Below are 26,095 nucleotides of genomic sequence, written 5' to 3'. Positions count from 1 at the left end.
GCAAATATACACAGTATCATCCAATAAAAATTTGTCCTAAATCAAATTATGGTTTTTCGTTTCTCAATCTGCTGAGTGTAGAAAGGGTTATCCCCAGATACGATGCTATATATGTCAGATTAACCCTTTTACATACTTCGGGAAATTGCTTACGAAACTCCTCATAACGTTCTTTTGCCGGAAGAGCCAGTCGCTCCTTATGGCTTCGGTGCAATCTTCTGTACTCATTCTGATGTATTATCCTTCCCCAATTGCACAGTTCAAGATTTGTTTCCATAAGCCTTTTAAGATCACATATATTTATTCTGTATGCTTCCACATCCTCCAGCGTCTCAACATATTCTTCACTCTTCCTGTTATAATAAAGTTCATCCATACTGAAAACCATACAGCCTTCCGCACCAAAAGATGTTGTATATTCCTCCCCATCGACAATCCAATATGCTCTCAACATACCTTTCTCTATGAAATAGGCATATTTACAATATATACCTTCCTTAATGAGCTGATATTTTTTCGGAAAACGGCAAGGCGTCAAATATGATTCCAGTTCCTGAATTGTCTGATCTGACACCGGATAATGCTTTCTGATGGTTTCTATAATATTTTTCATTGTAGAAGTTCTAAAATAACAAATGATGTAATATATCCATCCGTGGTTAAAGTTACACAGAATTATCTTATGGAGAATACTTTTTACTTATCAATTTATATCACAACAAAAAAAGTACAAACATTATTTGTTACATTTAGTCTTCATAACTTTGAGGATTTTTTGCTTTATATTCATTTTTTAATATACATTTCTTTCATGTCAGTAAAAGATTTATCATATTTTTTGTAAGTTCGCAGCCAATTTGGAATATAACTTGATTTATTTAAACAAATAAAAGACAATTCTATTATGAAAAAAACAGCATTATTCGTCAGTGCATTACTCATCTGCGGAATGGCTAATGCACAGTATTTCTGCACAAAGAACGGTACGGAACTGCATTACGTAAACTATGACGAAGCTGGCCAGAGTATTTCTAATGTAACTACCACCGTAAAGAACGTTACAAATGAAGACGGTAAGACTCTTGCTGATTATTACAGCAAGACAGTGACAACCAAGACTAAAAACAACACTTCCTATTCACTGACACAATGGAGCTACGACGGTAACAATACCGTTTGTACTGAAGATCTGATGTACGAACTTTATATTGCTTCGGACTCCGATCCTGCCAAGTACGGTCCTACAGCTAAAGCAGCTCTGCAGGAAGACAAAAAGTTTGATGGAGACAACTCTTTCACATTGTCTGATAATGCCAAAGCCGGTGAATCTATGCCGAACCGTTCATATAAGCTTATTCTCAATATGCTGAAAAACGAAATCAATATTTCCGGAGCTGCATACATGGGTAATGAAACAGTAAGCACTACAGCAGGTAAATTCGACTGTATTAAAATATCGTATCTGAAACGTACCAAGATTGTATTGAAGACTACGACCTTGAGAATCACTGAATGGTATGCAAAAGGTGTAGGACTCGTAAAATCTGAGGCTTACGACACAAAAGGTAAGTCATACGGAAAGACATTGCTGACCAAGATTGTAAAATAAGACTCAAAAGAATCATAGACTAATAATATTCTAATATATATGAAGGTAGCACTCTCAACTAGGGTGCTACTTTTGTTTTTAGCCAACTTATCTCTTTGCAAAACATTTTCAAATACTACAGGAATACCATTAAACAACATTTAAATGCCATTTAAACGGTATTTACTATTGGCAGATTTGTAAAAAACGAAAAACAAATAATAAAGATGCAGAAGATGTTTTGTAATTATTACAAGTTTCCCTAACTTTGATAAAAATATCAGACTTTATATCCATTTGTAAAAACATCTGTATATGAAATTCAGGATTATCATACTATCAGCATTTTGTCTTCTCTCGGTAGGCATATATGCACAGGAAGACAACTCAAAGTTGAGAAAGGACAGCCTGAGAGCCATAACTGATGAAAGTATTGGCATACCGGAAATGTCACCTGTAAATAATGGTATGAAAAAGCCTGAAGTAAAAGCCGAAACGGAAATACAACAGATGGAAATACAGGAAATAAAGTTGCGCCGCCCGTTCTACATGCCTTACTATACGAACCCCTCTCCTATGTTCTACGGTGATTACAGTACCGGCGGAATGATGGCTTCCAATCTGTATGGTTACGGCTCGCAATCAACGTTGCCCGGGATTGGAAGAATAAACGAAGCGTCACTGATGTACCAATACAATATAAATGATTATTGGGAAATACAGGCAGGACTGAATGCTACCAAGTTTAATTTCCCGTTCAGTACAGGTCAGGCTTTCGGAACATCAGGAGCTGTAATTTACAGGCCGAATGAGAGACTGAGTTTCAGGGCTTTCGGTTCATATGCTCCGGCCAGTGCATACGGATTTCAAATGAGCAGTTTCGGAGGAACCATAGGCTATGAGTTCAACGATAGATGGGGAATGGAAGTCGGTGCAGAAAGGATATATGACCCTATGAGAGGAAGATGGGACACACGCCCTATTGCAATACCTTATTACAAATTTAATAAGACCAAAATAGGACTGGACGTAGGAGGTATTCTTTATGAGATAATAAGAAGCGCAAAATTTAAAAATCAGAGCGGCAACCCTACTATAATGCCGGGAAGATAAATTTCAATATTAGTTATGCAGTTCGACAACAAAGTATGTATAGTAACCGGAGGTAATGCCGGTATAGGCAGATGTATTGCTGAGAGTTTCAGTAAAGAAGGTGCCAGAGTATATGTTATAGACAGAGACATTGACCACGATACTGACGAAAATATATTCTGCTACAAAGGGGATATTTCAGAGAAAGAAGTACTGGAAAGTTTTGCCGCATGGGTATTGTCAAAAGAAGAGAGAATTGACTTCCTTATAAACAATGCATGTCTGATGAACGGAGGTATATTAAGCGGATGCTCATACGAAGATTTCATGTATGTGCAGAAAGTCGGTGTGGCTGCCCCTTACTGGCTGACTGTATTATTCAAGGAACATTTCTCCAAAGGTGCGTCCATCGTCAATATATCTTCAAGCAGGGCATTCCAGTCGCAAGCCGATACAGAAAGCTATACGGCGGCCAAGGGCGGTATAGCAGCACTTACTCATGCTCTCGCTGTAAGCCTCAGCGGTATGGCAAGAGTGAACTCCATTGCTCCAGGATGGATTGAGACCGCACGTTTCCACAAGGATACAGAAGTTCCTAATTACTCGGAAGCCGACATCATGCAACATCCGTCACAGCGCATAGGCGAGCCTGAAGATATTGCCAGAGCCGTTATGTTCCTGTGTGACGAAAAGAACAGTTTCATCAACGGAACAAACCTCACGATAGACGGAGGAATGGGCAGACTGATGGTATATCATAATGATAACGGTTGGAAAATGGAACTTTAATACAGCCGCCGGATAACATTATCGATATGACTATTCGGATTAAGAGGTATTTGGTCGGAAAGTAAAAGACTTTTTACCATGTGGAGTGTTCCTTGCTTGTACTTTTGAAAGTGTTCTGAAGCTATATGCTGTTCATAAGCGGCTTTACTTGCATAGGTTTCAAGAATGGTAACCTTACAAGGATTATCTTTTTCACCCACAGCATACATAGTCAACACCCCTGGTTCAGTAAGCAAGGAAATCTCCCCTACTTCTACAGCATATTTAATATATTCATCAAGGAATTCCGGATATACCTCTATTTTCGATAGACGGACTATGCCGTCTGCCTCCATCGGCAATTTGTGACATATAATTTGTTTTTCCATATAATAAGAATCACATATATTTATACTCTTCTCCTGTGCTTCGGATTTTACACTCAGAAGCATAAATAAAGGAAACAACAAACGACAAAATAATATCTTCATTTTTTAACTTTTAAATCATTTAAAAAATACCGATTATTATACGATAACTAAAAAATGCCGAAGCCTTGCATCGTCATTATTTATCTATCTGACTTTCAGTAAACGGATCTGCACGATGTCCCATAAGGTCTATCTTTGCATATTCACGATCAAACTCCTCAACTTCCCATGCTGCCAGACGCACTGTTCCAGCTCCAAGTAAATCATCCAGGTGTTGAGGGTTTGTTGTACCGGGAATAGGAACTATCCAAGATTTACGCGACAACATCCACACAAGGGCAAATTGTGCCGGAGTCATATTCTTTCGCATAGCCCACTTACGAATTAGCTCCACTAGTGGCATATTATGTTTTAAAGCTTCGGGAGTGAACTGCGGTAAATTCCATCTACGGTCTCCTTTATGAAAAGTGCTGTTTTCGTTTATCACACCAGTTAGAAACGCCCGTCCCAACGGACAGTATGGCACAAAACCAATACCCAACTCTTCAAGTGTAGGAAATATCTTAGTTTCAGGCTCACGCCACCAGATAGCATATTCACTCTGAACTGCTGATAACGGACAAACAGCATGAGCCTTTCTGATAGATCTGGCACTGGCTTCAGACAAGCCCCAATTTAAAACTTTCCCTTCTTGCATTAAATCTTTAACCACTCCTGCAACTTCTTCCATAGGAACTTCAGGATCAACACGATGTTGGTACAACAAATCAATATAATCAGTACGCAAACGCTTTAACGAGCCCTCCACAGCTCTGCGAATATGCTCCGGCCTACTGTTTAAAGCTGTCGGTTTACCTTCTTCAACTCCGAAACCAAATTTCGTCCCAATTTTCACTTTGTCACGAAAAGGAGCTAAAGCCTCGCCCACCCATGTCTCACTGGTATATGGCCCATAAACCTCTGCCGTATCAAAGAACGTTACTCCCATATCATAAGCATGGCGGATAAGAGATATCATATCTTTCTTTTCATACTTACCCCCATAATAACCAACCATTGGCAGACATCCTAGACCTATTGCAGATACTTCCATTCCTCCGAGTTTTCTACGTTCTATACTTCCGGAAGATACTTCATTTATATCTTTATCTACATTCTCAGACTCAGAAGTACCATCGGCTATCACCTTAGATATGCCAGTCAAAGAACCTGCGGTAGATAATACTGCCACAGATGATAGTTTCAAAAAATTTCTTCTGTCCATATTCTATAAACCATTATTAATTACTATTATCAAAACCTGTCAAACCACGTAATATTTCTATTTCGTTATCTTCTAGTTGTAGTTCACATTCCACATTATCTGTATATTTTATAATTCCATTCTGCATCAGAAAAAGCTGCAAAAGTGTTTGTGGATTAATGTGATAACGGTCTGCAATAAAACAAACAACCTCGTCTTCACATAATTGGGGAGAAATGATAATTTGCCTATCCATTTTTCACTGTTTTTTTGATATCACAAAGTTACTTACCCCAGATAACAATGAAGTAACAATAAGTGGGACATTTGTATCATTTTTACTGATAATGCCACTATTGAGTTTTAAGATTAAGTGAAAAGTTTTATTTTTGCCGTGACATGGATAAAAGCATAGCACAATGAGCAAAATTCTGAAAGTAAAGAATGTAAACGATTATTGTAACTGGCTAGGTTATGAATGCCAACACCAACAGGTTTGTGTAATTGACTACAAGGAAGTTTCCCCCATACGTCATTGTCTGGCCAACTACAGTGTTTACGGAATATTCTTTCACGATGAAGCAGAAATAGACTTGACATACGGGTGTGGCAAATATGACTACAAGAAAGGTACTGTAATTTGTGTTGCTCCGGGGCAGATTGGAGGAAAGGAAGACAACGGTGAACGAGTTACGCTGACCGGATGGGCACTACTTTTTCATCCTGATATACTACAAGGAACAGCACTGGAAAAGACTATAAAGAATTATACATTCTTCGATTACCGAATAAACGAGGCTCTACACATGTCAGAAGAAGAACATGATATTTTGGTGTCATTAATGCACCTGATGAGAGATGAGCTATCAAAAAGACACGATGAACAGCAGAATGCAATTATAGTAGGCTACATTGAATTGATGCTTAATTTCTGCCAACGTTTCTACAATCGCCAGTTCCTGACCAGAAAGCTGGAAAATTCAGATATACTGATGCGATTCAATTCCCTGTTACAGGATTATTATGAGAAAGGAATACAATTTACACTCGGATTACCCACTGTACAATATTGTGCAAATGAATTATGCATGTCGTCAAACTATTTTGGAGACCTTATAAAAAAGACTACAGGCGATACCGCAAGTAACCATATCAGGCAATACATTATTCAACGTGCCAAAAATGAACTTATAAGCGGAGCAACTGCATCACAAGTAGCATATAATCTGGGATTTGACTATCCGCAACACCTAAGCAGATTATTCAAGAAATGTTGTGGATGTTCCCCGACAGAGTATGTAAAACAGAAAAGGAATGACATTTAGCACTTAATCATGCCCATCACTCTCTGTAATCAGAAGGCTTTATACCTGAATATTGTTGTACATAACGGCTGAAATAGGCCATAGATGAAAACCCGAACATATCTGATATCTGTACTAGCGAAAGAGATTTATCGCGAAGCAGACGAGTTATATCAAGTATGGTATAATTATTGATCCAATAATTGGCTCCGTATCCGCTAACCTTCTTTGAAACTTCGGACAGGTATTTTGATGTGACACAAAGGCAATCCGCATAATATGTCACCTCTCTGTGCTCGCGGTATGCTCCGTCCTCCAGCATCTTCAGGAATCTATTCATAATGGATGCATTTTGTGTGGTAATATCATTCTCACCATAAATACGTGCATGGAAATCAAAAAAATCAAGAATTGCCATCCGCATCGCATTAATAACCGTCTCACGATAAAAACGATGACTTGTGTCATTTATCCTTTGTTCAAGCAGTTCAAAATCACGAAGGCATATATCCTGTTGCTCACTATTCAAGTGCATCACAGGATTCAGAAACAAAGCTAACTGCCCTTTGGTTCCATAATTGCTCTGCGGAGTGCATAGAGTCACAAATTCCGGTTTTACATAAATAATCCTGCATCGGAAATCATCTGATGCTTCTATCTTTTCTATCATTTTACGCTTGCGTATTATGGACAGATCGCCTGCATGCAATTCAAAATCCTGCCTGTTGAAACAGTACTTACATGTTCCTCCCAAACAAAGCATATGGGCAAGATACTCCTCGTCCGAATCTGTTTTTATTTCACCAAGTCTATGGGCTATGAATATTTCTTTATTTTCTTCCATATAAATATCCTCCAATTACTAACAAGAACTGTAAAAATGGTAATTATATCCGCATTTTTTGTTTTAGTCCTATATTACCATGTATCTATCTTTGCACAAAGAACAAAATTATCAAAATAAATTAAAACTGAAAATATGAAAACAGTAAGATTAAACAATGGCGTCGAAATGCCACAGATTGGTTACGGAGTATATCAGGTTTCTCCTTCAGAATGTGAACGTTGTGTGAGCAACGCTTTTGAATGTGGTTACCGTATGATTGATACGGCACAAGCATACCATAACGAAGAAGGTGTAGGAAAAGCAGTTAAGAACAGCGGAATAAAACGAAATGAAATCTTTATTGTAAGCAAGGTTTGGATATCAAATTACGGCTACGAGAATGCACGCAAATCAATAGACGAGAGTTTGAAGAAACTACAAACAGATTATATTGATTTGATGCTACTGCATCAGCCGTTTTGTGACCGCTACGGAGCATATCGGGCACTTGAAGAAGCATACAAAGAAGGTAAACTCAGAGCTATCGGTGTAAGTAATTTCTATCCTGATCACTTTATAGATATAGCCAGTAACATGGAAATAATACCGGCTGTGAATCAAGTGGAGACGCATGTCTTCGACCAACAGATTGAAGCACAGAAAATCATGGAGGAATTCGGTACTAGAATCATGTCATGGGGACCGCTTGCTGAAGGACGCAACAATTTCTTTAATAATACGATATTAGCCAATATTGGAGCAAAGTATGGAAAAAGCATTGCACAGGTAGCATTAAGATGGCTAATACAACGTGAAGTTATCATCATACCGAAATCTACTCATATCGAACGTATGAAAGAAAATATTGACATTTTCGATTTTTCACTGTCACAGGAAGACATGGGAAATATAGCTGGACTGGACACAGGAAAAAGTCTTTTCTTCGACCATCATGATGCCGATACCGTACGCATGTTCATGGGATGGAGATAAAAGGAAAATACAAATATCTGTAATTTGGGTAAATAATGCAGTAATAGATATACGTATTTATACTATATGTGTGATAACTTTGTAGCATCAAAACAAATTAAAAAATTATAGAGACATAATTTATAGAAACTGAACAGAATATTTTATGAGAACAATAATCCCAAATATAAAAAGATATATATTTTACATTGCATTATTTACCCCACTCAGTCTGTCTGCACAAGGTATAATAGACTCCACACGAGTTTATAACATCAATGAAGTGGTAGTGACAGGAAGCCGTAGCGAAACGGATGTACGCCATCTGTCGCAGACGGTATCTGTGGTAGGTCGTGACCGTATAGAAAGCGCCATGCAGCCTTCACTACTGCCTGTACTTACCGAACAGGTTCCGGGACTTTTCGTAACGTCACGTGGCATTATGGGATATGGAGTGTCAAACGGTGCTGCGGGAGGTATTTCGTTGCGTGGACTGAGCGGTGGTTCAGGACGACTGATGGTGATGATTGATGGCCATCCCCAGTACGCAGGTATCTTCGGTCATCCGATAGCCGATGCCTATCAGTCATTCCTTGCTGAACGTGTAGAGGTACTAAGAGGGCCGGCTTCTGTTCTGTACGGTTCTAATGCTATGGGTGGCGTAGTGAATATCGTTACACGCAAAATGCAGGAAGACGGAGTAAACACAAATCTGCATGCAGGTTATGGCTCATACAACACACTGGAAACAGAACTTACTAACCGCATCCGCAAAGGACGTTTTTCCAGTGTAATTTCTGGCTCTTACAACCGTACTGACGGACATCGTGCTGATATGAATTTCGAGCAATATGGAGGATATGCGAAATTAGGCTATGAAATCACTGACAACTGGAATCTTAGAGGAGATGTCAACGTAACTCATTTCAATGCTTCATATCCCGGACCTGTGAGTTCTCCCCTATTAGATGGAGATCAGAGAATTACACGCGGGATGACTTCATTTGCAATAGAAAACAAATACGACAAGACTTCAGGAGCAGTAAGTTTCTTTTACAACTGGGGGGATCACTGGATCAATGACGGTTATACTCCATCAAAAGGAGAAGGGCCACAGGACAATCGTTTCCTGTCATTCGATAAAATGATGGGTGTATCTCTTTATCAAAGTATGCAGTTCTTCAAAGGCAACCGCATCACTGCCGGATTCGACTGGTTCAACTACGGAGGCCATGCATGGAATGAGTATGTAAGCGGTGAAAAGGTCGGTACCACATCTGATCTGGTTGACAAGCAGGAAAATGAATTTGCAGGATACATTGATGTTCGTCAGGATATAAACTCCTTTATCACACTGAATGCAGGAATCCGTGCCGATCATCACTCACGCATAGGAACAGAATGGGTTCCACAGGCCGGATTGGCTTTCCATCTGCCTCATGCTATGGAACTGAAAGCATCCGCGTCAAAAGGATTCCGCTATCCTATCCTAAGAGAGATGTATATGTTTCCACCACAAAATCCTGACTTGAAACCCGAATCAATGTGGACTTACGAACTTGCATTCTCACAGCGACTTATGAACGGACGATTTAATTATGGTGTAAATATCTTTTACATAGACGGCAAGAACCTGATTATGACACTTCCTAATCCAAACGGTAGCGGAATGCTGAACCAGAACTCAGGCGAGATAGACAATACAGGTATCGAACTACAGGCAGCCTACCGCATAAACAGACAATGGTCTGTTGACGGAAACTACAGTTATCTGCACATGAAAGAGCCTGTGATTGCCGCACCGGAACATAAGCTTTATGGAGGAGTAAACTTTTCACATGGTCGCTGGAATGTATCAACAGGCATACAGTACATAGCCGGACTATATACACAGACCGATCCAGTGAAGACAGAAGATTTCGTATTGTGGAATTTAAGAGCTTCGTTCCGCACTACAAAATGGCTGGACATATGGGTGCGTGGAGAAAACCTGCTGGCACAAAAATATGAAATCAATGCCGGCTACCCTATGCCTAAAGCAACAGTTATGGGTGGTGTGAATATCAATTTCTAAACCAAATATTCATTTAATTATGAAAACAAAATTTTTATTACTGATTAGTTTATCAATTTTAATTTTTCCGAATATGGCTAAATCACAGGTAAAAGTCCAGCAAACTGCAGGACATGATGTATTAGGAGAATTTGCTCCGGAATTCGCACATTTGAACGACAATATCCTTTTTGGTGAAGTATGGAGCCGCAATGACTTGCTTTCCATGCGCGACCGCTCAATCGTTACCGTTGTTGCACTTATGTCGCAAGGTCTGACTGACTCATCATTCAGACATCACCTTGAGTTCGCAAAAAAGAACGGAGTGACTAAAACTGAAATAGCGGAAATACTTACTCATGCAGCATTCTATGCAGGCTGGCCTAAAGCATGGGCTGCATTCCGTATGGCAAAAGAAGTATGGACTGAGAATGCGGACAGTATAGCAAGCACATCACTCGACGCATACGCTCAGACAATTATCTTCCCTGTAGGCAAACCTAACGATGCATACGCTAAATATTTCGTAGGTCAAAGCTATCTGGCTCCTATAGTTGCAGAAGGAGTTCCCGTTGCCAATGTAACATTTGAGCCTGGATGCCGTAATAACTGGCACATCCATAAAGCCAATAAAGGTGGAGGACAGACTCTTATCTGCGTAGGCGGTCGTGGCTACTATCAGGAATGGGGTAAAGAACCAATAGAAATGAATCCGGGCGACGTTATATATATTCCGACCGGAGTCAAGCATTGGCATGGAGCCGCTCCTGACAGCTGGTTCTCACATCTTGCTATGGAAATTCCGGGTGAAGAATGCAGTAACGAATGGCTGGAACCGGTAAATGACAAAGATTATTCAAAACTGAAATAACATGAGAACTTTAATACTGATAATTATGAGTCTTTTTTGCTTGAACAGCCAGTCAAACGCACAGCAAAAGAAGGATAATGCGGAAACTAAAATCCTTGTGGCTTATTTTTCATGTACGGGAAACACCGAAAGCGTTGCCAAATCAATTTCAAAAGCTACCGGTGGAACACTGTACAAAATTACTCCAAAGAAAGCATATTCTTCTGCCGACCTTGACTGGAGAGACAAAAACAGCAGAAGTTCAATAGAAATGAATGACGACAATTCACGACCTGAACTTGGTGGTGAAACTGTTAATATGAATAACTACGACACTGTATTTATAGGCTACCCTATCTGGTGGGATTTATGTCCGCGTCCGGTAAATACATTCATAGAGAAGTATAATCTTTCCGGCAAGACAGTTATTCCATTCGCTACATCAGGCGGAAGCTCCATCAACAACAGTGTGAAACAACTGAAGAAGCTGTATCCAGAAGTGGATTGGAAAGAAGGCCGCTTGTTCAACAGAGGAAGCAAACAGGCTGAAGAATGGGCTAAACAGATTATCACAAAATGATATATCCATGATATAAATTTAGGACTGACTTTCTTTTAGGGAAGCCAGTCCTTTTTTATTAATATCCAAATCTTGAAGTGTCAACCTTCTTGCGTTCCTTAGATTTAAATCCGCCAAACCTGTATGTAAACGACAGCGAAACGTAACGGCTGTCTGCATGCTGTATTATTTCAAAACGTTGTCCTCTGTCATTCACGGTTGCATTCGGAGTAGCTGTATTAAACAAGTCATTACCTGTCAGACGAAATTCGGCATTCCTGTTTGCAAATATCCATTTCAAGCCGGCATCCACTTTCCATATTGAAGACAGATCGTAATTGCCTTGAATTGACGGACTAACATACATAGCATTCAACTCCAGACTGATGGATGGCTTGGAGGACAAAGTAAATGTATTGTTAATCATAGCGACTCCTCGCCATACGGAGTTGTCGAAGCCTATACCATGATAATCACGACACACATGCCTGAAGTAGGAACCATCAAGTGTGATACGCGAATTCCAGAAACTTCCTATTGTAAATGGTATTATGGCAGATATTCCAAAATTCCTCTGATAGTCATAGTTTACAGACTGATATATCATGACCAGTTCGTCAGGACTCTGATATGCCAACTGTCCGAAAAGGCCCTTTATATGGGTATAATATACGCTGAACATATATTTGCTTTTAAGCACATAAGTTAGGTCTGCAATATAATCAGTAGAAGGACGCAGTTGCGGATTTCCCAACACTTTTGAATATCCGTTCAGATAGCTTACAGAATTCTGTATATCCCAGTAATCAGGATATGTCTTGTCGGAAGAGAAAGACAATTGAAAGATGTGTGCAGCAGAAGGAACATAACTTAACTGCATTGTGGGATATACAGACCAGTCTGTATAATCGGCAAGTCTATAGTATTCTCCGGCAAGCGACATGGATAAGGAAAGTTTTTCATTAAATGACTTTTCAAAACCTCCATAAAAATTATAAGTCTTTTCTTCAAGATTTGATGATGAATTCATATCCGACATATCAGTTCCGTCTGCAGGTGTATATTTCTGTAAGCTTTTTTCATTGGCAAATGAGAAGTTGATACCATAATTTACGCTCCATCCCTTTGGTAATGCGTGAGTCTGACCTGCATATATATTCCAACGATTTACATACTGACTGCTATTGAGAATAAATTTCTGCTCTTTCCTAGATGATTTATCAGTAAAGTTCTGCACACTAGGATAGGCATAGTAAGTATAATCCACCCCTACATTCGTACCCCATCCTGAAGTATAATCAGCGCTGAAGTTATGCATCTGTTCATCTCCCGTCCTTATATTTGAAGATTCGGAAAGAGTACCATTAGAGTTTTCTGTAGATTTACTATTTGGACTTATAGCCGATGTATATGCCACACTCAGATTATCATCATCAGTTATTCTATAATCAATGGAAGCGCGCATATTATGAGTTAGCCTCTGTCGATTACCGGTATTATACTGTGATATATCATACACTTTATCACCTAATGTATGGTGAGAAATAAAATCATTTGAAGATTTGATTTTTGAATAATCCGCTGAATAAAGTATATCTGCCGACAGTTTCTCACCGGAAAAGGACATACTCATATTACCTCCACCTCGTGAATATATACCCTGAGTGAAGTTACCCCCTACTTCACCACGCAACAAAGGCTCTTCAGACTTGTTCTTTTTCAATACGATATTTATAACAGCTCCCCTTACACGATATTTTGCAGGAGCACTGTACATTACTTCCGCTTTCTCTACATTCGAAACAGGAGTATTCTTCAGAAGATTGGCCAACTGTTCGGCAGTCATGGACGATGGGCGTCCGTTCAATATTATGGTTGGGCTGCCTGCTCCAACGAGCTGCAGTCCGCCATCCTGTTCCATCACTCCCGGCAAGCGTATTACAGCCTCATAGGCATTGCTTACCGATGATTTTTCTGCTATTACAGATACATCATATGACAGCAATCCGTTTTCTGCCTTAACCAAAGGACGTTCTCCTTTTATCACTACTTCATCAAGACTATAATTCTGTTCCTTCATTGTTATCACACCGACATTCGGTTCGTTGAAATCTCTGGAAATTGTTTCGTAAAGAATATGCTGGAATATCAGTCGAAACGACTTAAGACCAGTATCGAACACAAACCTTCCCTGAGCATCTGTTATCACTGCATCCACAAACACCGAGTCTTCAGACTGCATCACTACAGTTACAGCCTCAACCGGTTGCTGGTTTCTATTTACTACTTTTCCGTTCACGTTCTGCGACATGACATTGTTTATGCATATAATCATGCAAGAGATAATAATCACTAAAGTTTTCATAAAGCATAGTTATTTGTTTTCGTGATGCAAAGTAAGCCCAAACGCTCGTCACAATACGTTATAAGGTTGTTATGCTTTTGTTATATTATTGTTATCATATCAGTAATGTTAATTTATTGTTATATCTTTGTGCGACAAAATATCAAAATATGAGCGGAAAGTATATCAAAATAATAACATTTCTTGGATTGCTTGTAATTGTGATTATCCAGAGTGTATGGCTGGTAAAAACATATCAGCTGATAGAGCTGCAATTGACTCAATCCGGAAACCGTATATTTCCCAAATCCGTATTGAACGAAGTGTTGGAAAGGCTCAGTATCATAACCGAATCATACGGTGAAGATAAGACCTTAAACCTGTCAACCAACATGGACTATGACGAAAACATCAGCGACAAGACTCTGAAAGAACATCTGATATCCTTTCTGAACAATTATGCCGATTCATTATACCAGTCGCACATATCCATCCAACTATTGGACTCCATCTTCAAGGCTGACATGAAAGAAGAAGGATATAATGCCGAGCTATACTGCATGAAGGTAGATTCTACAGGCATTCCTATTGACGATGAAAAGAAGATTTCCGGAATAAATGCAATGAGGACTATAAAGACTTCAGTCGTAGCACTTAACAAGGACAAGACAGAATGCGTGCAGGCTGTTATCGTAAATCCGTACTGGATAGCAATCCGCGAGATGAGCGTACTGCTCATTGCTACAGCTTTGCTTATCTGTTTTGTAGCCGGATGCATAATCTATCAGATAAAAATCATCATAAAACAGAACAAGATAGCCATGCTGAGACAGGACTTCACATATGCCATGATTCACGATATGAAAACGCCAATAAATACTATCACAATGGCCGGACATGTGCTTGAAAGTGGTATGATGGACAGTAATCCGACACTGAAAAAGCAATATTTCTCCATACTGAAAGAAGAGAGTATGCATCTTCTGAATCTTGCAGAAAAGATACTTACAATAGCCAAGCTTGAGCAGTCAAGGCTCAAACTCAATAACGAGGAAATAGATTTGAACTCGATGTTTGATGAACTGATACAGAAATTCAGTCTTAAATCGGACAAGAATGTTTCTTTCATAAAAGATGTCAGTATCACATCAAGCCTGATGGCAGACAAGGAATATCTGAAAGAAGCTATAAGCAATCTGATAGACAATTCCCTGAAATACTCTGACGAAAAAGTGACTGTGAGACTGACAGCCGAAGAACATGGAAGTTCAATCCTGATAAAAGTCCGGGATAACGGATGGGGTATTCCACTGAAAGAGCAGAAACGAATATTTGAGAAGTTCCAACGTGGCGGACTGGAATATAGAAAAGACAATAAAGTATCAGGTTTCGGACTTGGACTGAACTACGTATATAAAGTCATAACAGCTATGAACGGAAGCGTTTCGCTAAACAGCATAGAAGGAGAATACAGTGAATTCATATTGACCTTACCTATAAAAAACTGATGAATGATGACAAGAGTATTACTGGTGGAAGATGACAAAAATCTGAGTTTCATACTAAAAAGCAGTCTGGAACAGATGATTGGAGGTTATGAGGTAGTATCCGTCGCCAACGGCAAAGACGGATTGGATATGCTTATAAATGAAAACTTCGATGTAATAGTTTCGGACGTGGAAATGCCTGTAATGGACGGAGTGACTATGGTACAGCATATCAGAAAGAATCATCCGTCGTTGGCAATAATCTTTATTACAGGTCTTACTACGGCCCGCGACGTGATAAACGGATATCAGGCCGGAGCCGATTTCTATATAAAGAAGCCTTTCCTTCCAGAGGAACTTGACGCACACATTCAGGCAGTATTAAGAATGAGGCATAACACTCAGGCAGAAAGTCCTGCTGGCAATGATGAAGATACTATATTTACAATAGGCAAATACAGTTTCGACCCGACACAGAACCTGCTAATATTCGAAAATGAACAACACAACCTGACAGCCAAGGAAAGCAAAATAATTGAAATGCTTTGCCGCGAAAAAGGGAAAGTTGTAAGCAGGGAAAACATCCTTAATGAAATCTGGGGTAATTCTGATTTCTATTCATCCAGAAGCCTTGATGTTTTCATAACGAAACTCAGAAAATATCTTTCTAAAGACACAGATGTATCACTGAATGTACTGAAGGGTGTGGGGATATGCCTTAAAGTTCAACAATAACCAAACAGCCGACCAGTTCAGAACGAACCAGCCGGCTGTTTTCACCAATCAATTATTCCATTATTAACTATTATCTTTCTGATATAGGTTTGTAAGGTACCTCATTAAGTACGTTCTTGTATGCAGGACGGATGATACGACGACCATCGAAATGCAATTCCTCGATGCGGTGAGCCGTCCAACCGACGATTCTCGCCATAGCAAACAGAGGAGTATAAATCTCATGAGGCAATCCCATCATCTCATATATAAATCCTGAATAGAAGTCAACATTAGAGCATACTTTCTTCTTGTCTCCCTTAACTTTCTTGAAACAAGCAATGGCACGCTTTTCTATCAACTCCAGGAAGGCAAATTCTTTTTCACAGCCCTTTTCAGCCACAAGTTCACTAGCCAACTCTTTCAGAAGAACTGCACGGGGATCGGAAATGGTATATACGGCATGGCCTATACCATAGATAAGACCACTCTTGTCGTAAGCCTCTTTATTCAGCATACGGGTTAGGTAAGTATCTATCTCATCTACATTAGTCCAGTCTGAAATGGCTTCTTTCAGGTGATGGAACATTTTTACTACCTGAATGTTTGCGCCACCATGCAACGGGCCCTTAAGTGAACCGATTCCCGCTGCGATACTTGAATATGTATCTGTACGTGTTGAACTTGTAACCCTGACAGTGAATGTAGAGTTGTTACCACCACCGTGCTCAGCCTGGAGGACAAGCAGAAGGTCAAGCATACGTGCCTCAAGAGGAGTGTAATCTTTCTTAATCATGTAAAGAAAATTCTCTGCCAACGAGAGTTTCTCATCCGGATAGCGGATATGCAATGAGCGTCCGTGTGTACTGTGACGGTAGATGCTATATGCGTATGCTATGACTGTTGGGAACTTTGAGATAAGTTCGATAGACTGACGCATAAGATTGTCGCGCGAGATGTCATCCGGATTAGGGTCGAATGTGTACATTTCCAAAACGCTACGGGCCAGGATATTCATTATATTATGACCTTCCAGGTCGATGATATTCATCGTAGTCTTCTTGTCAAGCGGCATATTGTCGTTTATCAGTTCCTTGAAAGAAGCCAGCTGCTCCTTGTCAGGAAGCTCGCCCGACAAAAGCAGATATGCAACCTCTTCGAAACCGAAACGTTTCTCTTTCAAAAGAGCATGAACAATATCATCCAAATCATATCCTCTATAGAAAAGCTTACCGGGAATAGGTTTAAGACCTTCTTCCGTTTTCTCATATCCTACTACATTTCCTATTTTTGTAAGTCCTACAAGCACACCTGTTCCATCCTCATTACGAAGACCACGTTTTACATTATAACTTGTAAATAAGCTATTGTCAATTCTACATGCCTGCTTCGCACATTCGGAAAGTTTGTAAACTATATATTCTTTTTTCATGTTCAGTTCGTTATAGTTGAATTAAAGACTTTGTATTATTCTTTCAGTAAACTCTTCTGTACTCAATACTTTACCGTCCGGCATAAATCTAGCCAAATCAATAGTTGCCTCAGAATTTTCAAAAACCTGTTCAAGGGCAGATGTTATAAGGTCGGCTGCTTCCTGCCATCCCAAATACTCAAGCATCATTACGGACGACAGAAGTAGAGAACATGGATTGACCATATTCTTACCTGCAATATCCGGAGCTGTTCCGTGAGTTGCTTCGAAGATAGCATGACCGCTATTGTAGTTTATATTTGCTCCCGGAGCGATACCTATACCGCCTACCATAGCTGCCAGCTGATCTGATACATAGTCACCGTTAAGATTCAGAGTTGCGATAACAGAATAGTCTTCCGGTTTCAGCAATGTATTCTGAAGGAAGGCATCGGCAATACAGTCTTTTATTATTACTTTTCCCTTGTTGATAGCCTCAGCCATGGCAGCCTTTGCAGATTCTTCTCCCAAATCTTTCTTCAACTGCTGATAATAGTTCATGGTGAATGTCTGTTCTGCAAACTCTGTTTCAGCCACTTCATATCCCCATTTCTTGAAACCGCCCTCAGTAAACTTCATGATGTTTCCCTTATGAACAAGTGTTACCGACGGAAGCTTATGATCCAAGGCATATTGTATTGCAGAGCGAACAAGACGTTTCGTACCTTCTACTGAGACAGGCTTCACTCCGAAAGACGAAGTTTCAGGGAATCTCACCTTGGTAACTTTCATCTCATTGTAAAGGAAATCATAGAATTTCTTTGCTTCAGGAGTACCCTGTTCCCATTCTATTCCAGCATATATATCTTCTGTATTCTCTCTGAAAATACACATATCAACTTTCTGAGGCTCTTTCAAAGGAGATACTACACCCTTAAACCATCTTACAGGACGCAGACAAACATACAAGTCCAATGTCTGGCGCAATGCCACGTTGAGTGAACGTATTCCACCTCCTACAGGTGTTGTAAGCGGACCTTTGATTCCTATAAGATATTCTCTGAATACATCCATTGTAGATTGCGGAAGCCACTCTCCCACCTGTTTATAAGCCTTTTCACCGGCCAGGACTTCCATCCATTCTATAGAGCGTTCATCTTTATAAGCTAATTTCACTGCTTCGTTTACAATTTTCTGGCAAGCCGGAGTTATCTCAGCTCCTACACCATCTCCCTCAATAAAAGGTATAGTAACATTTGAAGGTACAACAAGTTTACCTTCTTCCATACGTACTTTACTCATCGTCCAGTTTCTCCTATATTAGTTGTATATTGATTGTTATTTTCTAAATGTATTAAGCGCAGAACCGGCCTTGAACCATTCAATCTGCATTTCATTATATGTATGTACAGCCTCGAAAGAATCCTGAGTACCGTCTTCATGAGTTAATACCACTTTCAGATTACGTCCAGGCGCGAATGATTCAAGCCCAACGATTGAAATCCTGTCATGTTCCTGCACTTTGTCATAGTCATCCTTATCGGCAAAAGTCAGCGCAAGCATACCTTGTTTCTTCAGATTTGTTTCGTGGATACGTGCGAAACTCTTTGCAAGGATAACCTTTACGTTAAGGAATCGAGGTTCCATGGCAGCATGTTCACGGCTTGAACCTTCACCATAGTTTTCTTCTGCCACTACAATTGATGAAATGCCTTTAGCCTTATATCCGCCGGCTACAGCCGACACTTCGCCATAACTGCCATCAGCTGAGTTCCAAACCTTATTCGTCTCACCATTGAATGCATTCACAGCTCCCATCAGCATATTCTTGGAGATATTTTCCAGATGTCCGCGGAATCGAAGCCATGGACCTGCCATTGAGATATGGTCTGTGGTACACTTGCCTTTGGTCTTGATAAGCAGAGGCATATCCAATAAATCCTTACCATCCCATGGAGCAAACGGCTGAAGTTTCTGCAGGCGTTCTGATTTCGAATCAATGATAACTTCAATATTACATCCGTCAGCCGAAGGAGCTACATAACCATTATCATCAACTGTAAATCCTTTCACAGGGAGCTTGTCACCAGTAGGGGCATCCAGTTTCACCTGCTCGCCTTTATCGTTTATCAGAGTATCTGTCATAGGATTAAAGCACAGGTCTCCTGCTATAGCAAATGCTGTAGCAATCTCCGGCGATGCAACGAAAGCGTGTGTATTAGGATTGCCGTCGGCACGCTTCGCAAAGTTTCTGTTGAACGAAGTCACAATGGAATTCGGTCTTGTAGGATCATCTGTCTCACGTTTCCACTGACCGATGCAAGGACCGCAGGCATTTGTCATTATCACGGCACCTGCTTCCTCAAAATCAGCAATCATACCGTCACGCTTTGATGTACAGTACACTAGTTCCGAACCAGGATTGACCAACAATGGTGATGCCATCTTCAGACCTTTGTCCTTCAACTGTCTAACTAACGAAGCAGCCCTTCCCAAATCCTGATATGAAGAGTTGGTACATGAACCGATAAGTCCTACTTCCATACGTTGAGGATAACCGTTTGCAATGACCTTGTCCTTGAACTCAGATAACGGACACGCCGCATCCGGTGTAAACGGCCCATTAAGATACGGTTCCAATGCAGACAAATCTATTTCAATTACCTTATCATAATACTTTTCAGGCGATGACAGAACCTCATTATCTGCTTTCAGGTCGTCAGCTACTTTTAGAGCCATATCGGCTACTTCCTCACGTCCTGTAGCTTTGAGATATTCAACTATTTCATAATCGAAAGGAAAAACAGATGTAGTCGCTCCTACCTCGGCTCCCATATTACAGATAGTAGCCTTTCCAGTAGCCGAAATTGAAGAAGTACCTTCCCCGAAGTACTCTATTATGGCGTTTGTACCACCCTTGACAGTCAGTATGCCGGCCAGCTTTAGAATAACATCCTTTGGTGCTGCCCATCCGTTCAGTTTTCCTTTAAGATGTACACCTATTATTCTCGGCATCTTCAATTCCCATTCCATACCGGTCATCACGTCAACGGCATCGGCACCTCCGACACCAATGGCAATCATTCCAAGACCACCGGCATTCGGTGTATGTGAATCCGTACCTACCATCATTCCTCCCGGGAAAGCATAATTTTCCAAAACGACCTGATGTATGATTCCTGCTCCCGGCTTCCAAAAACCGATTCCATATTTCGATGCTACACTCTTCAGAAAATCATATACTTCCTTGTTGGTTGTCTGTGCTACAGGCAAATCAACAGAAGCGCCTTTATATGCCTGTATAAGATGATCGCAATGTACAGTTGCTGGTACAGCAGAAACATTCTTACCGGCATTCATAAACTGAAGCAATGCCATTTGCGCGGTGGCATCCTGCATTGCAACTCTGTCAGGACGAAAATTCACATAGTCCACACCTCTCTCAAAACACTTGATGGAATTAGCATCGTAGAGATGACTATACAAAATCTTTTCTGCCAAAGTCAATGCCCTACCTAATTTTTTTCGTGTATCCTGTACTTTACCGTTATATGAAACATAAAACTGTTTCATCATTTCCAAATCATACATCATAGTAACTAAACCCTATTTATTGTATAAATACTTTTTATTATTAATTGCCTATTCTTTATCCTTTAAATTTAACTATCAAAAATCCATAAATATCCGGTCTCTGATAAAATTTACGCAATATTCGGCATTTTAATTGATATATGCAAGCTATATACCATATTTAATTGATAAAAGATATGATTCCCTATGGTTAAAGTACAAAAAGTTACATAAATATGCAAAATTATAGACGTATTACAATGCAGGCTATTTATAATATCTTCTCTTACGCAATGCAGCTCGTTTACCTTGCGGTAGCGGGCTGCGGTGTCTGTATGATGTTACCGGGCACTAATGCGTTTTTATCGCATCAGACTGTTTTCCACTCTCCTATCGTTCCAGTTTCGGAAGAGAAACTCGCACCTATCTTATAAAGGGTGCGTGCATCAGAAGCATACTCACGGGCATAACCTTTCTCTTCTATCTGACACAGTGCCTCGTCTGCCGTACCGTCAAGCTTGAACTCGAAGATATACACGTATTGAGGCGTTTCAAGCACGCAGTCCACACGGCCGTGGCTCTGCTGCTTCTCAACATAAACGGTATAGACGCTTATCAGCCGGAGAATAAGATAAAACGTATATTGGAAATAGCGTTCGCGCTCCCTCTCGTTGTCCTTGCGGCGCATAGTATAGGGGATGCTCGAAAGAAATGAAGTAAAAAGACCGCACAGTCTGTCGGTATCGCCTGCACGCAACGTACGGACAACATCGCGTATCCATCCGCCAGTCTCCTCCGATGGCTTAAGATACGAGGAAGCCACTGCGGTAAGGAAACCGTTCTTGACCTCATTGTTCGGAAAATCAAGCAGGAAAGTATTGAACTCCATGTCGTAATCCTTGATGGTAAGGTAACCGCTCTGGTAAATCATGGGCAAAGGCTGTTCCACATCAGCCTTGTAATCGATGAACTCTTCCGTACGATAATACTTGCCTGTCAGTTCGTTCATGTTCTCCTTGAAATGGGCAAGCAGACGGATAAGGTACGTCGGGGTGCCCGAACTGAACCAATAGTCACGGATACTTTTCTTGTTGAAAGCATTGAGCAGGCTGAAAGGATTATAGACATCGGTCAGGCTGTCGCTGAAATGATAGCCGTCGTATTGATTTTTAAGCCTTTGCATCATCTCTTCCTCCGTGCAATGGTAAACGGCCGCCATATCCCTGACAGGCTCGGAGAAATAAGTCCGGAGCTCATCCTGCGTAATGCCGCAAAGGGTCTCGTAACGCCCGTCCATGCTGATGTCGTCAGGCTGGTTGAAACCGCTGAACACGCTAACCTGAGAAAATTTGGTAACCCCCGTAAGAAGCACGAACTGTAGATGACTGTCCGCCACCTTGAACACGGAATAGAATCCTTTCAGGACGTTACGGTGTCGGTCTTCAAGACCGGAATCTGTATCCAGAACATCCAAGATAGGCTTGTCGTACTCGTCTATCAGGACTACGGCACGACGGCCTGTCTGCTCATGAGCGACACGAAGGACTTCCATAAAACGTCCTCCCAAATCAAGGCTGTCAGCATCCGAAACAAGACCATACTGCCTTTCCCAATCCCTCACATAAGCGTACAGGCGTTTCTCCAGAACGCCTTCATCCAAGAAGTTGGAACCGTTGAAATCCACATGAAACACAGGATGCACATTCCAGTCCTTCTCCAGGCTGTCTATCTTCAGTCCCTTGAACAGTTCCTTATGCCCCAAGTAATAGTTCTTCAGCGTGGAGACAAGAAGGCTTTTACCGAAACGCCGCGGACGGCTGAGGAAATAAATACTACCCCCGTGGGTAAGACTGTATATCATGTCGGTCTTGTCGATATAGACATAACCGTCTTCGATTATACGTTCAAAACTCTGGATTCCTATTGGGTATTTCATGTTATTCAATTAATAATTAAGAATTAATAATTAAAATTTAAGGACGAAGCCGATGCACGTTTGGAACAAAGATACGAAAACAGCTATAAAAACAAAAGGGCAAAAAGAAATTTTTGCCCTTTTGTTTTTATATATGGAAATACGTTCCAATGAAAAATATGTTACTTGCCAGCATTAAAGATAATCCGCAGTTGCGACGCCGCGCCCGCCGAGCGGGTGGAGGCTCCGGAAGCAGCCGGAATGTAGGCGCGGAAAGGCTTCACGCCTATCTGACTGCCCGATGCGACCTGATAGAACTTGTCGCCGTAGATGAAATAGGCGCCTGCGGCCAGTGGGTTGACAGTCTGCGACGTGCCTTTCAGCACGGTGCTGCCCGTTGCCGCGTCCGTGGTGGCACGGACAGTCACATTTGCACCCGTGAAGTCCACCTTCGCCACCTCCGCATTCGCACGGAACACCAGCGGCTCACCGTCTGCCATCCTGCTCGTTTCGTCCACATACAGCGCATCACCGTCCTGACGGGCCACCCGGAACAGTTCGGCACCGGTCACACTGGTGGCGTCGAACGGCAGGGCCACGGTGCCCCACTGCGTGCCTTCCGCCAACAGTCGGCTGTAGGTGGCCTGCGCGGCGGTGAAGGCTACCGGCGTGTAGAAGTCGGCGCCGTCGGTCAGTTCCAAGTTGGCGCAGGTATAGGCATCGCCGCTCTTCACCACGACGTTCGTGCCTGCCGGAGCTGTTGCCGCGTCTTCTATCACGAGGAGGGCGTTCGCCTCCTCGGGACTGCTGAAGTTCGGCGTGTTGGCATAAAGTTCGGATACCTTGTCGGCAGAACCTTGATATAGCTTGGCGGCATAGACGCGCTTCGCCTCGTCGGTGGTCAACACGGGATAGTTGTCCGTGCCGAGGGTCTGGCCCCAAACCTGTACTGTCTGGTCGCCTTGCAGCAGGCAGGCTACCTCGCCGGAGGTGAACGCATTGTCGTCTTTGACCACGGTGCCCACGGCATCGGTGTCGAGCTGACCCTGTCCCTTGTCGGCGCTGCCGGTCAGGTAATAGCAGTTGCTGACGGTGGCCTGAGTTTTATTGTTCTGGCCTACGATGGCGCCCACGTTGGCAGTGCCTTCAGCCGCGATGCTGCCGCTGTTATAACAGTTGCGAATGTATATCTTGCCGTTGTTGCAATAACCTAAGATGCCGCCCACACTGCCGTTGCCACCCGTATTGATGCTGATGCCGCCCTGGTTGGCGCAATTCTGGATAGTGCCGGTGCGGATATAGCCCACCACGCCGGCCACGCTGCCTGCCTCCACCGTAACGGTGATGTTGCCCGTATAGACGCAGCTTTCCACCGTAGGGCTACTGTTCTCAGGCATGGAGCCTACCACACCGCCGATGTGGTCGTTGCCGGCACTGACGGTGATATCCACATCGCTGGTCACGCCGCTGACGGTGCCGCCCGCCGTTTTAATGCCCAGGGAACCGACTGCGCCGCCTACTTTGGAGACGGCCTCGCTGCCGGTAATGGTGATGCTGCCGGTCACGGTGAAGTCCCGGACGGTGCCGGTGACGTTGCCGAACAGGCCGGAGTAGCCGGTGGCGTCGTCAATCTTCATGCCGCTGATGGTATAGCCCGCGCCGTCAAAAGTGCCGGTGTAGATGGTCGATGCGTTGCCTATCGGTGTCCAGGTCATGTCGGCGGGAATGGTGATGTTGTTCAGCAGCACCGCGTTGGCGGCGACGTTCTGTGTCGTGCCCTCCAGCGTGCCGTTCACCAGCCCCGCAAACCAGAACAGCTGCCCGGCGTTGGAGATTTCATATACGGCCCCATTCAGTTCGGCGGGCTGGTACTTGCCGCAGCCGGTGCAGAAGCCGTTCGCATAATTGGCATGAATGATTGGGCTGTTGCCATAGTTGCCGGTGGCCGTACCGTCGCAGTACTGTTCGGCATAGACGATGCCGTGGCTGCTGTCCGGCACGGGATACGGGTCGCCGCCTTCGCCCAGGTTCTGGTACCAGACGGGGCTGTCCGAACTGGAGCCGTTGAGCAGGAAAGCCACCTCGCCGGAGGCGAACTCTGTGGCGGTCTTCTCTTCCGCATTGGTGGTGCCGCCGCTGGCGCTGCCGCCGATGCCCTTATCGCAGGTGCCTTCCAGCCAGTAGCAGTTGTCGACGGTGCTTCTGTTGTTGTAGGCGCAGATGCCGCCCACGTATGTGCCCGTGCCGGAGACCGTGCCTGTATGGGTGCTGTTGGTGACGGTGCCGCTGCCGCTGGTGCAACCGCAGACTCCGCCCACGTTTTTGCTGCTACCGGAGACCGTGCCGGTGTTGGTGCAACCGGTGACGGTGCTGCCACTTCTGTTGTAGGCGCAGATGCCGCCCGTATATTTGTCGCCGGTGCCCGTGTTGTTGACCGTGCCGTGGTTGGTGCAGCCGGTGATGGTGCCACCGTAGTTGTAACCGCAGATGCCGCCCACATAATTGCCATCACAGGAGACGGAGCAATTCTCGCCTAAGGTCAGGTTCTGGATGACACCGTTCGTGTACAAGTAACCCACAAAGCCCATATAGTAGCCGGTCGATTGGATGGTCATGCCGTCAATGGTGTGGCCCGCACCGTCAAAGGTGCCGGTGTACCTGTTGCTGATACTGGTGCCGATGGGGGTCCAGGCCTCTCCGCCCAGATTGATGCTCGTGGTCAGCACGGCCCAGGCGGCGGTGTTGCCGCTATTGACCTGATTGGCGAACCAGCGCAGCTCGTCCGCGGTGCCGATTTGATAGGGGCTTGCTTGGGTGCCCGCGCCAGAGGGTTGCGTCTGAGCCCATGCCTGTCCGGCGCCGAATAGGCCGAGCAACGCTGTCAGCAGACAAAGGAGGCGCAGCCGGCTCTTATCGTATATTTTGTTTCTTGTTTTCATTTGTCATTTCGTTTTTGTTGGTTCAA

General features: G+C 42.7%; 20 protein-coding genes and 1 pseudogene. 10 read left to right on the top strand and 11 right to left on the bottom strand.

Annotation, left to right across the window (positions count from 1 at the left end; all coding sequences use genetic code 11):
* Window positions 1–46: 46 nt before the first annotated feature.
* Entirely contained in the window at window positions 47–613 is a 567-nt protein-coding gene (locus NW213_RS02590) for a Crp/Fnr family transcriptional regulator (RefSeq protein WP_204390801.1), read from the bottom strand.
* 291 nt (window positions 614–904) lie between these two features.
* Here NW213_RS02590 and NW213_RS02585 point away from each other — a divergent pair, with 291 nt between their 5' ends.
* The 3 genes from NW213_RS02585 (at window position 905) to NW213_RS02575 (ending at window position 3,469) form a co-directional block, all read left to right on the top strand.
* Entirely contained in the window at window positions 905–1,609 is a 705-nt protein-coding gene (locus NW213_RS02585) for a hypothetical protein (RefSeq protein ID WP_154044427.1), read from the top strand.
* 294 nt (window positions 1,610–1,903) lie between these two features.
* Window positions 1,904–2,701 (top strand): hypothetical protein, encoded by a 798-nt coding sequence (locus NW213_RS02580; RefSeq protein ID WP_258321751.1) that lies wholly within the window; start codon window positions 1,904–1,906, stop codon window positions 2,699–2,701.
* Window positions 2,702–2,716: 15 nt separating this feature from the next.
* Window positions 2,717–3,469, top strand: coding sequence for an SDR family oxidoreductase (locus NW213_RS02575; RefSeq protein ID WP_258321750.1), 753 nt, complete (start codon window positions 2,717–2,719; stop codon window positions 3,467–3,469).
* On the opposite strand, the pseudogene NW213_RS02570 reads toward NW213_RS02575, so the two are convergent.
* From NW213_RS02570 to NW213_RS02560, 3 genes and pseudogenes are all read right to left on the bottom strand, one after another.
* Window positions 3,466–3,819, bottom strand: a pseudogene (locus tag NW213_RS02570) (putative quinol monooxygenase); the annotation flags it as partial. The gene NW213_RS02575 and the pseudogene NW213_RS02570 overlap by 4 nt on opposite strands.
* A gap of 196 nt (window positions 3,820–4,015) precedes the next feature.
* On the bottom strand, window positions 4,016–4,972 hold the full coding sequence (locus tag NW213_RS02565; RefSeq protein ID WP_375338098.1) for an aldo/keto reductase: 957 nt from the start codon (window positions 4,970–4,972) through the stop codon (window positions 4,016–4,018).
* Window positions 4,973–5,159: 187 nt separating this feature from the next.
* Complete coding sequence (locus NW213_RS02560) at window positions 5,160–5,378, bottom strand: hypothetical protein (RefSeq protein ID WP_258321748.1); 219 nt, start codon at window positions 5,376–5,378, stop codon at window positions 5,160–5,162.
* A gap of 163 nt (window positions 5,379–5,541) precedes the next feature.
* Between NW213_RS02560 and NW213_RS02555 the strand changes: the two genes are divergently transcribed.
* On the top strand, window positions 5,542–6,447 hold the full coding sequence (locus tag NW213_RS02555; protein ID WP_258321747.1) for an AraC family transcriptional regulator: 906 nt from the start codon (window positions 5,542–5,544) through the stop codon (window positions 6,445–6,447).
* Window positions 6,448–6,463: 16 nt separating this feature from the next.
* On the opposite strand, the gene NW213_RS02550 is transcribed toward NW213_RS02555, so the two are convergent.
* A complete protein-coding gene (locus tag NW213_RS02550) occupies window positions 6,464–7,270 on the bottom strand; it encodes a helix-turn-helix domain-containing protein (protein ID WP_258321746.1) in 807 nt (268 codons plus the stop codon).
* A gap of 135 nt (window positions 7,271–7,405) precedes the next feature.
* Here NW213_RS02550 and NW213_RS02545 point away from each other — a divergent pair, with 135 nt between their 5' ends.
* The 4 genes from NW213_RS02545 (at window position 7,406) to NW213_RS02530 (ending at window position 11,707) form a co-directional block, all read left to right on the top strand.
* Window positions 7,406–8,245: an aldo/keto reductase gene (locus NW213_RS02545; RefSeq protein ID WP_258321745.1), complete on the top strand. Its 840-nt coding sequence runs from the start codon at window positions 7,406–7,408 to the stop codon at window positions 8,243–8,245.
* A 145-nt stretch (window positions 8,246–8,390) separates the two neighbouring features.
* Window positions 8,391–10,298, top strand: coding sequence for a TonB-dependent receptor (locus NW213_RS02540; RefSeq protein ID WP_258321744.1), 1,908 nt, complete (start codon window positions 8,391–8,393; stop codon window positions 10,296–10,298).
* 19 nt (window positions 10,299–10,317) lie between these two features.
* Complete coding sequence (locus tag NW213_RS02535) at window positions 10,318–11,148, top strand: carboxymuconolactone decarboxylase family protein (protein WP_375338096.1); 831 nt, start codon at window positions 10,318–10,320, stop codon at window positions 11,146–11,148.
* Between the two features lies 1 nt (window position 11,149).
* Window positions 11,150–11,707, top strand: coding sequence for a flavodoxin (locus tag NW213_RS02530; protein ID WP_154044416.1), 558 nt, complete (start codon window positions 11,150–11,152; stop codon window positions 11,705–11,707).
* Window positions 11,708–11,765: 58 nt separating this feature from the next.
* Here NW213_RS02530 and NW213_RS02525 read toward each other — a convergent pair whose 3' ends face one another.
* Window positions 11,766–14,051 (bottom strand): TonB-dependent receptor family protein, encoded by a 2,286-nt coding sequence (locus tag NW213_RS02525; RefSeq protein WP_258321743.1) that lies wholly within the window; start codon window positions 14,049–14,051, stop codon window positions 11,766–11,768.
* A gap of 149 nt (window positions 14,052–14,200) precedes the next feature.
* On the opposite strand from NW213_RS02525, the gene NW213_RS02520 reads away from it, so the two are divergent.
* Both NW213_RS02520 and NW213_RS02515 read left to right on the top strand, forming a co-directional pair.
* The gene (locus NW213_RS02520) at window positions 14,201–15,538 is read left to right on the top strand and encodes a sensor histidine kinase KdpD (RefSeq protein ID WP_258321742.1); all 1,338 of its coding nucleotides are present in this window, start codon (window positions 14,201–14,203) and stop codon (window positions 15,536–15,538) included.
* A 3-nt stretch (window positions 15,539–15,541) separates the two neighbouring features.
* Window positions 15,542–16,252: a response regulator transcription factor gene (locus NW213_RS02515; RefSeq protein ID WP_258321741.1), complete on the top strand. Its 711-nt coding sequence runs from the start codon at window positions 15,542–15,544 to the stop codon at window positions 16,250–16,252.
* Between the two features lie 70 nt (window positions 16,253–16,322).
* Here the strand turns inward: NW213_RS02515 and NW213_RS02510 are convergent, their stop codons facing one another.
* The 5 genes from NW213_RS02510 to NW213_RS02490 form a co-directional block, all read right to left on the bottom strand.
* Window positions 16,323–17,663, bottom strand: coding sequence for a citrate/2-methylcitrate synthase (locus NW213_RS02510; RefSeq protein WP_258321740.1), 1,341 nt, complete (start codon window positions 17,661–17,663; stop codon window positions 16,323–16,325).
* A 21-nt stretch (window positions 17,664–17,684) separates the two neighbouring features.
* Window positions 17,685–18,944 (bottom strand): NADP-dependent isocitrate dehydrogenase, encoded by a 1,260-nt coding sequence (gene icd / locus NW213_RS02505; protein ID WP_204390846.1) that lies wholly within the window; start codon window positions 18,942–18,944, stop codon window positions 17,685–17,687.
* 36 nt (window positions 18,945–18,980) lie between these two features.
* Window positions 18,981–21,236: an aconitate hydratase gene (locus tag NW213_RS02500; protein ID WP_258321739.1), complete on the bottom strand. Its 2,256-nt coding sequence runs from the start codon at window positions 21,234–21,236 to the stop codon at window positions 18,981–18,983.
* Between the two features lie 349 nt (window positions 21,237–21,585).
* Window positions 21,586–23,151: an ATP-binding protein gene (locus tag NW213_RS02495; RefSeq protein ID WP_258321738.1), complete on the bottom strand. Its 1,566-nt coding sequence runs from the start codon at window positions 23,149–23,151 to the stop codon at window positions 21,586–21,588.
* 161 nt (window positions 23,152–23,312) lie between these two features.
* On the bottom strand, window positions 23,313–26,069 hold the full coding sequence (locus tag NW213_RS02490) for a GLUG motif-containing protein (protein WP_258321737.1): 2,757 nt from the start codon (window positions 26,067–26,069) through the stop codon (window positions 23,313–23,315).
* Window positions 26,070–26,095: the final 26 nt, after the last annotated feature.

The sequence above is a fragment of the Bacteroides sp. ET336 genome (assembly GCF_024733815.1).
GTDB lineage: Bacteria > Bacteroidota > Bacteroidia > Bacteroidales > Bacteroidaceae > Phocaeicola > Phocaeicola cellulolyticus.
The sequence above is the reverse complement of the archived record's forward strand: the minus strand, read 5'-3'. Positions and strand labels throughout refer to the sequence as shown.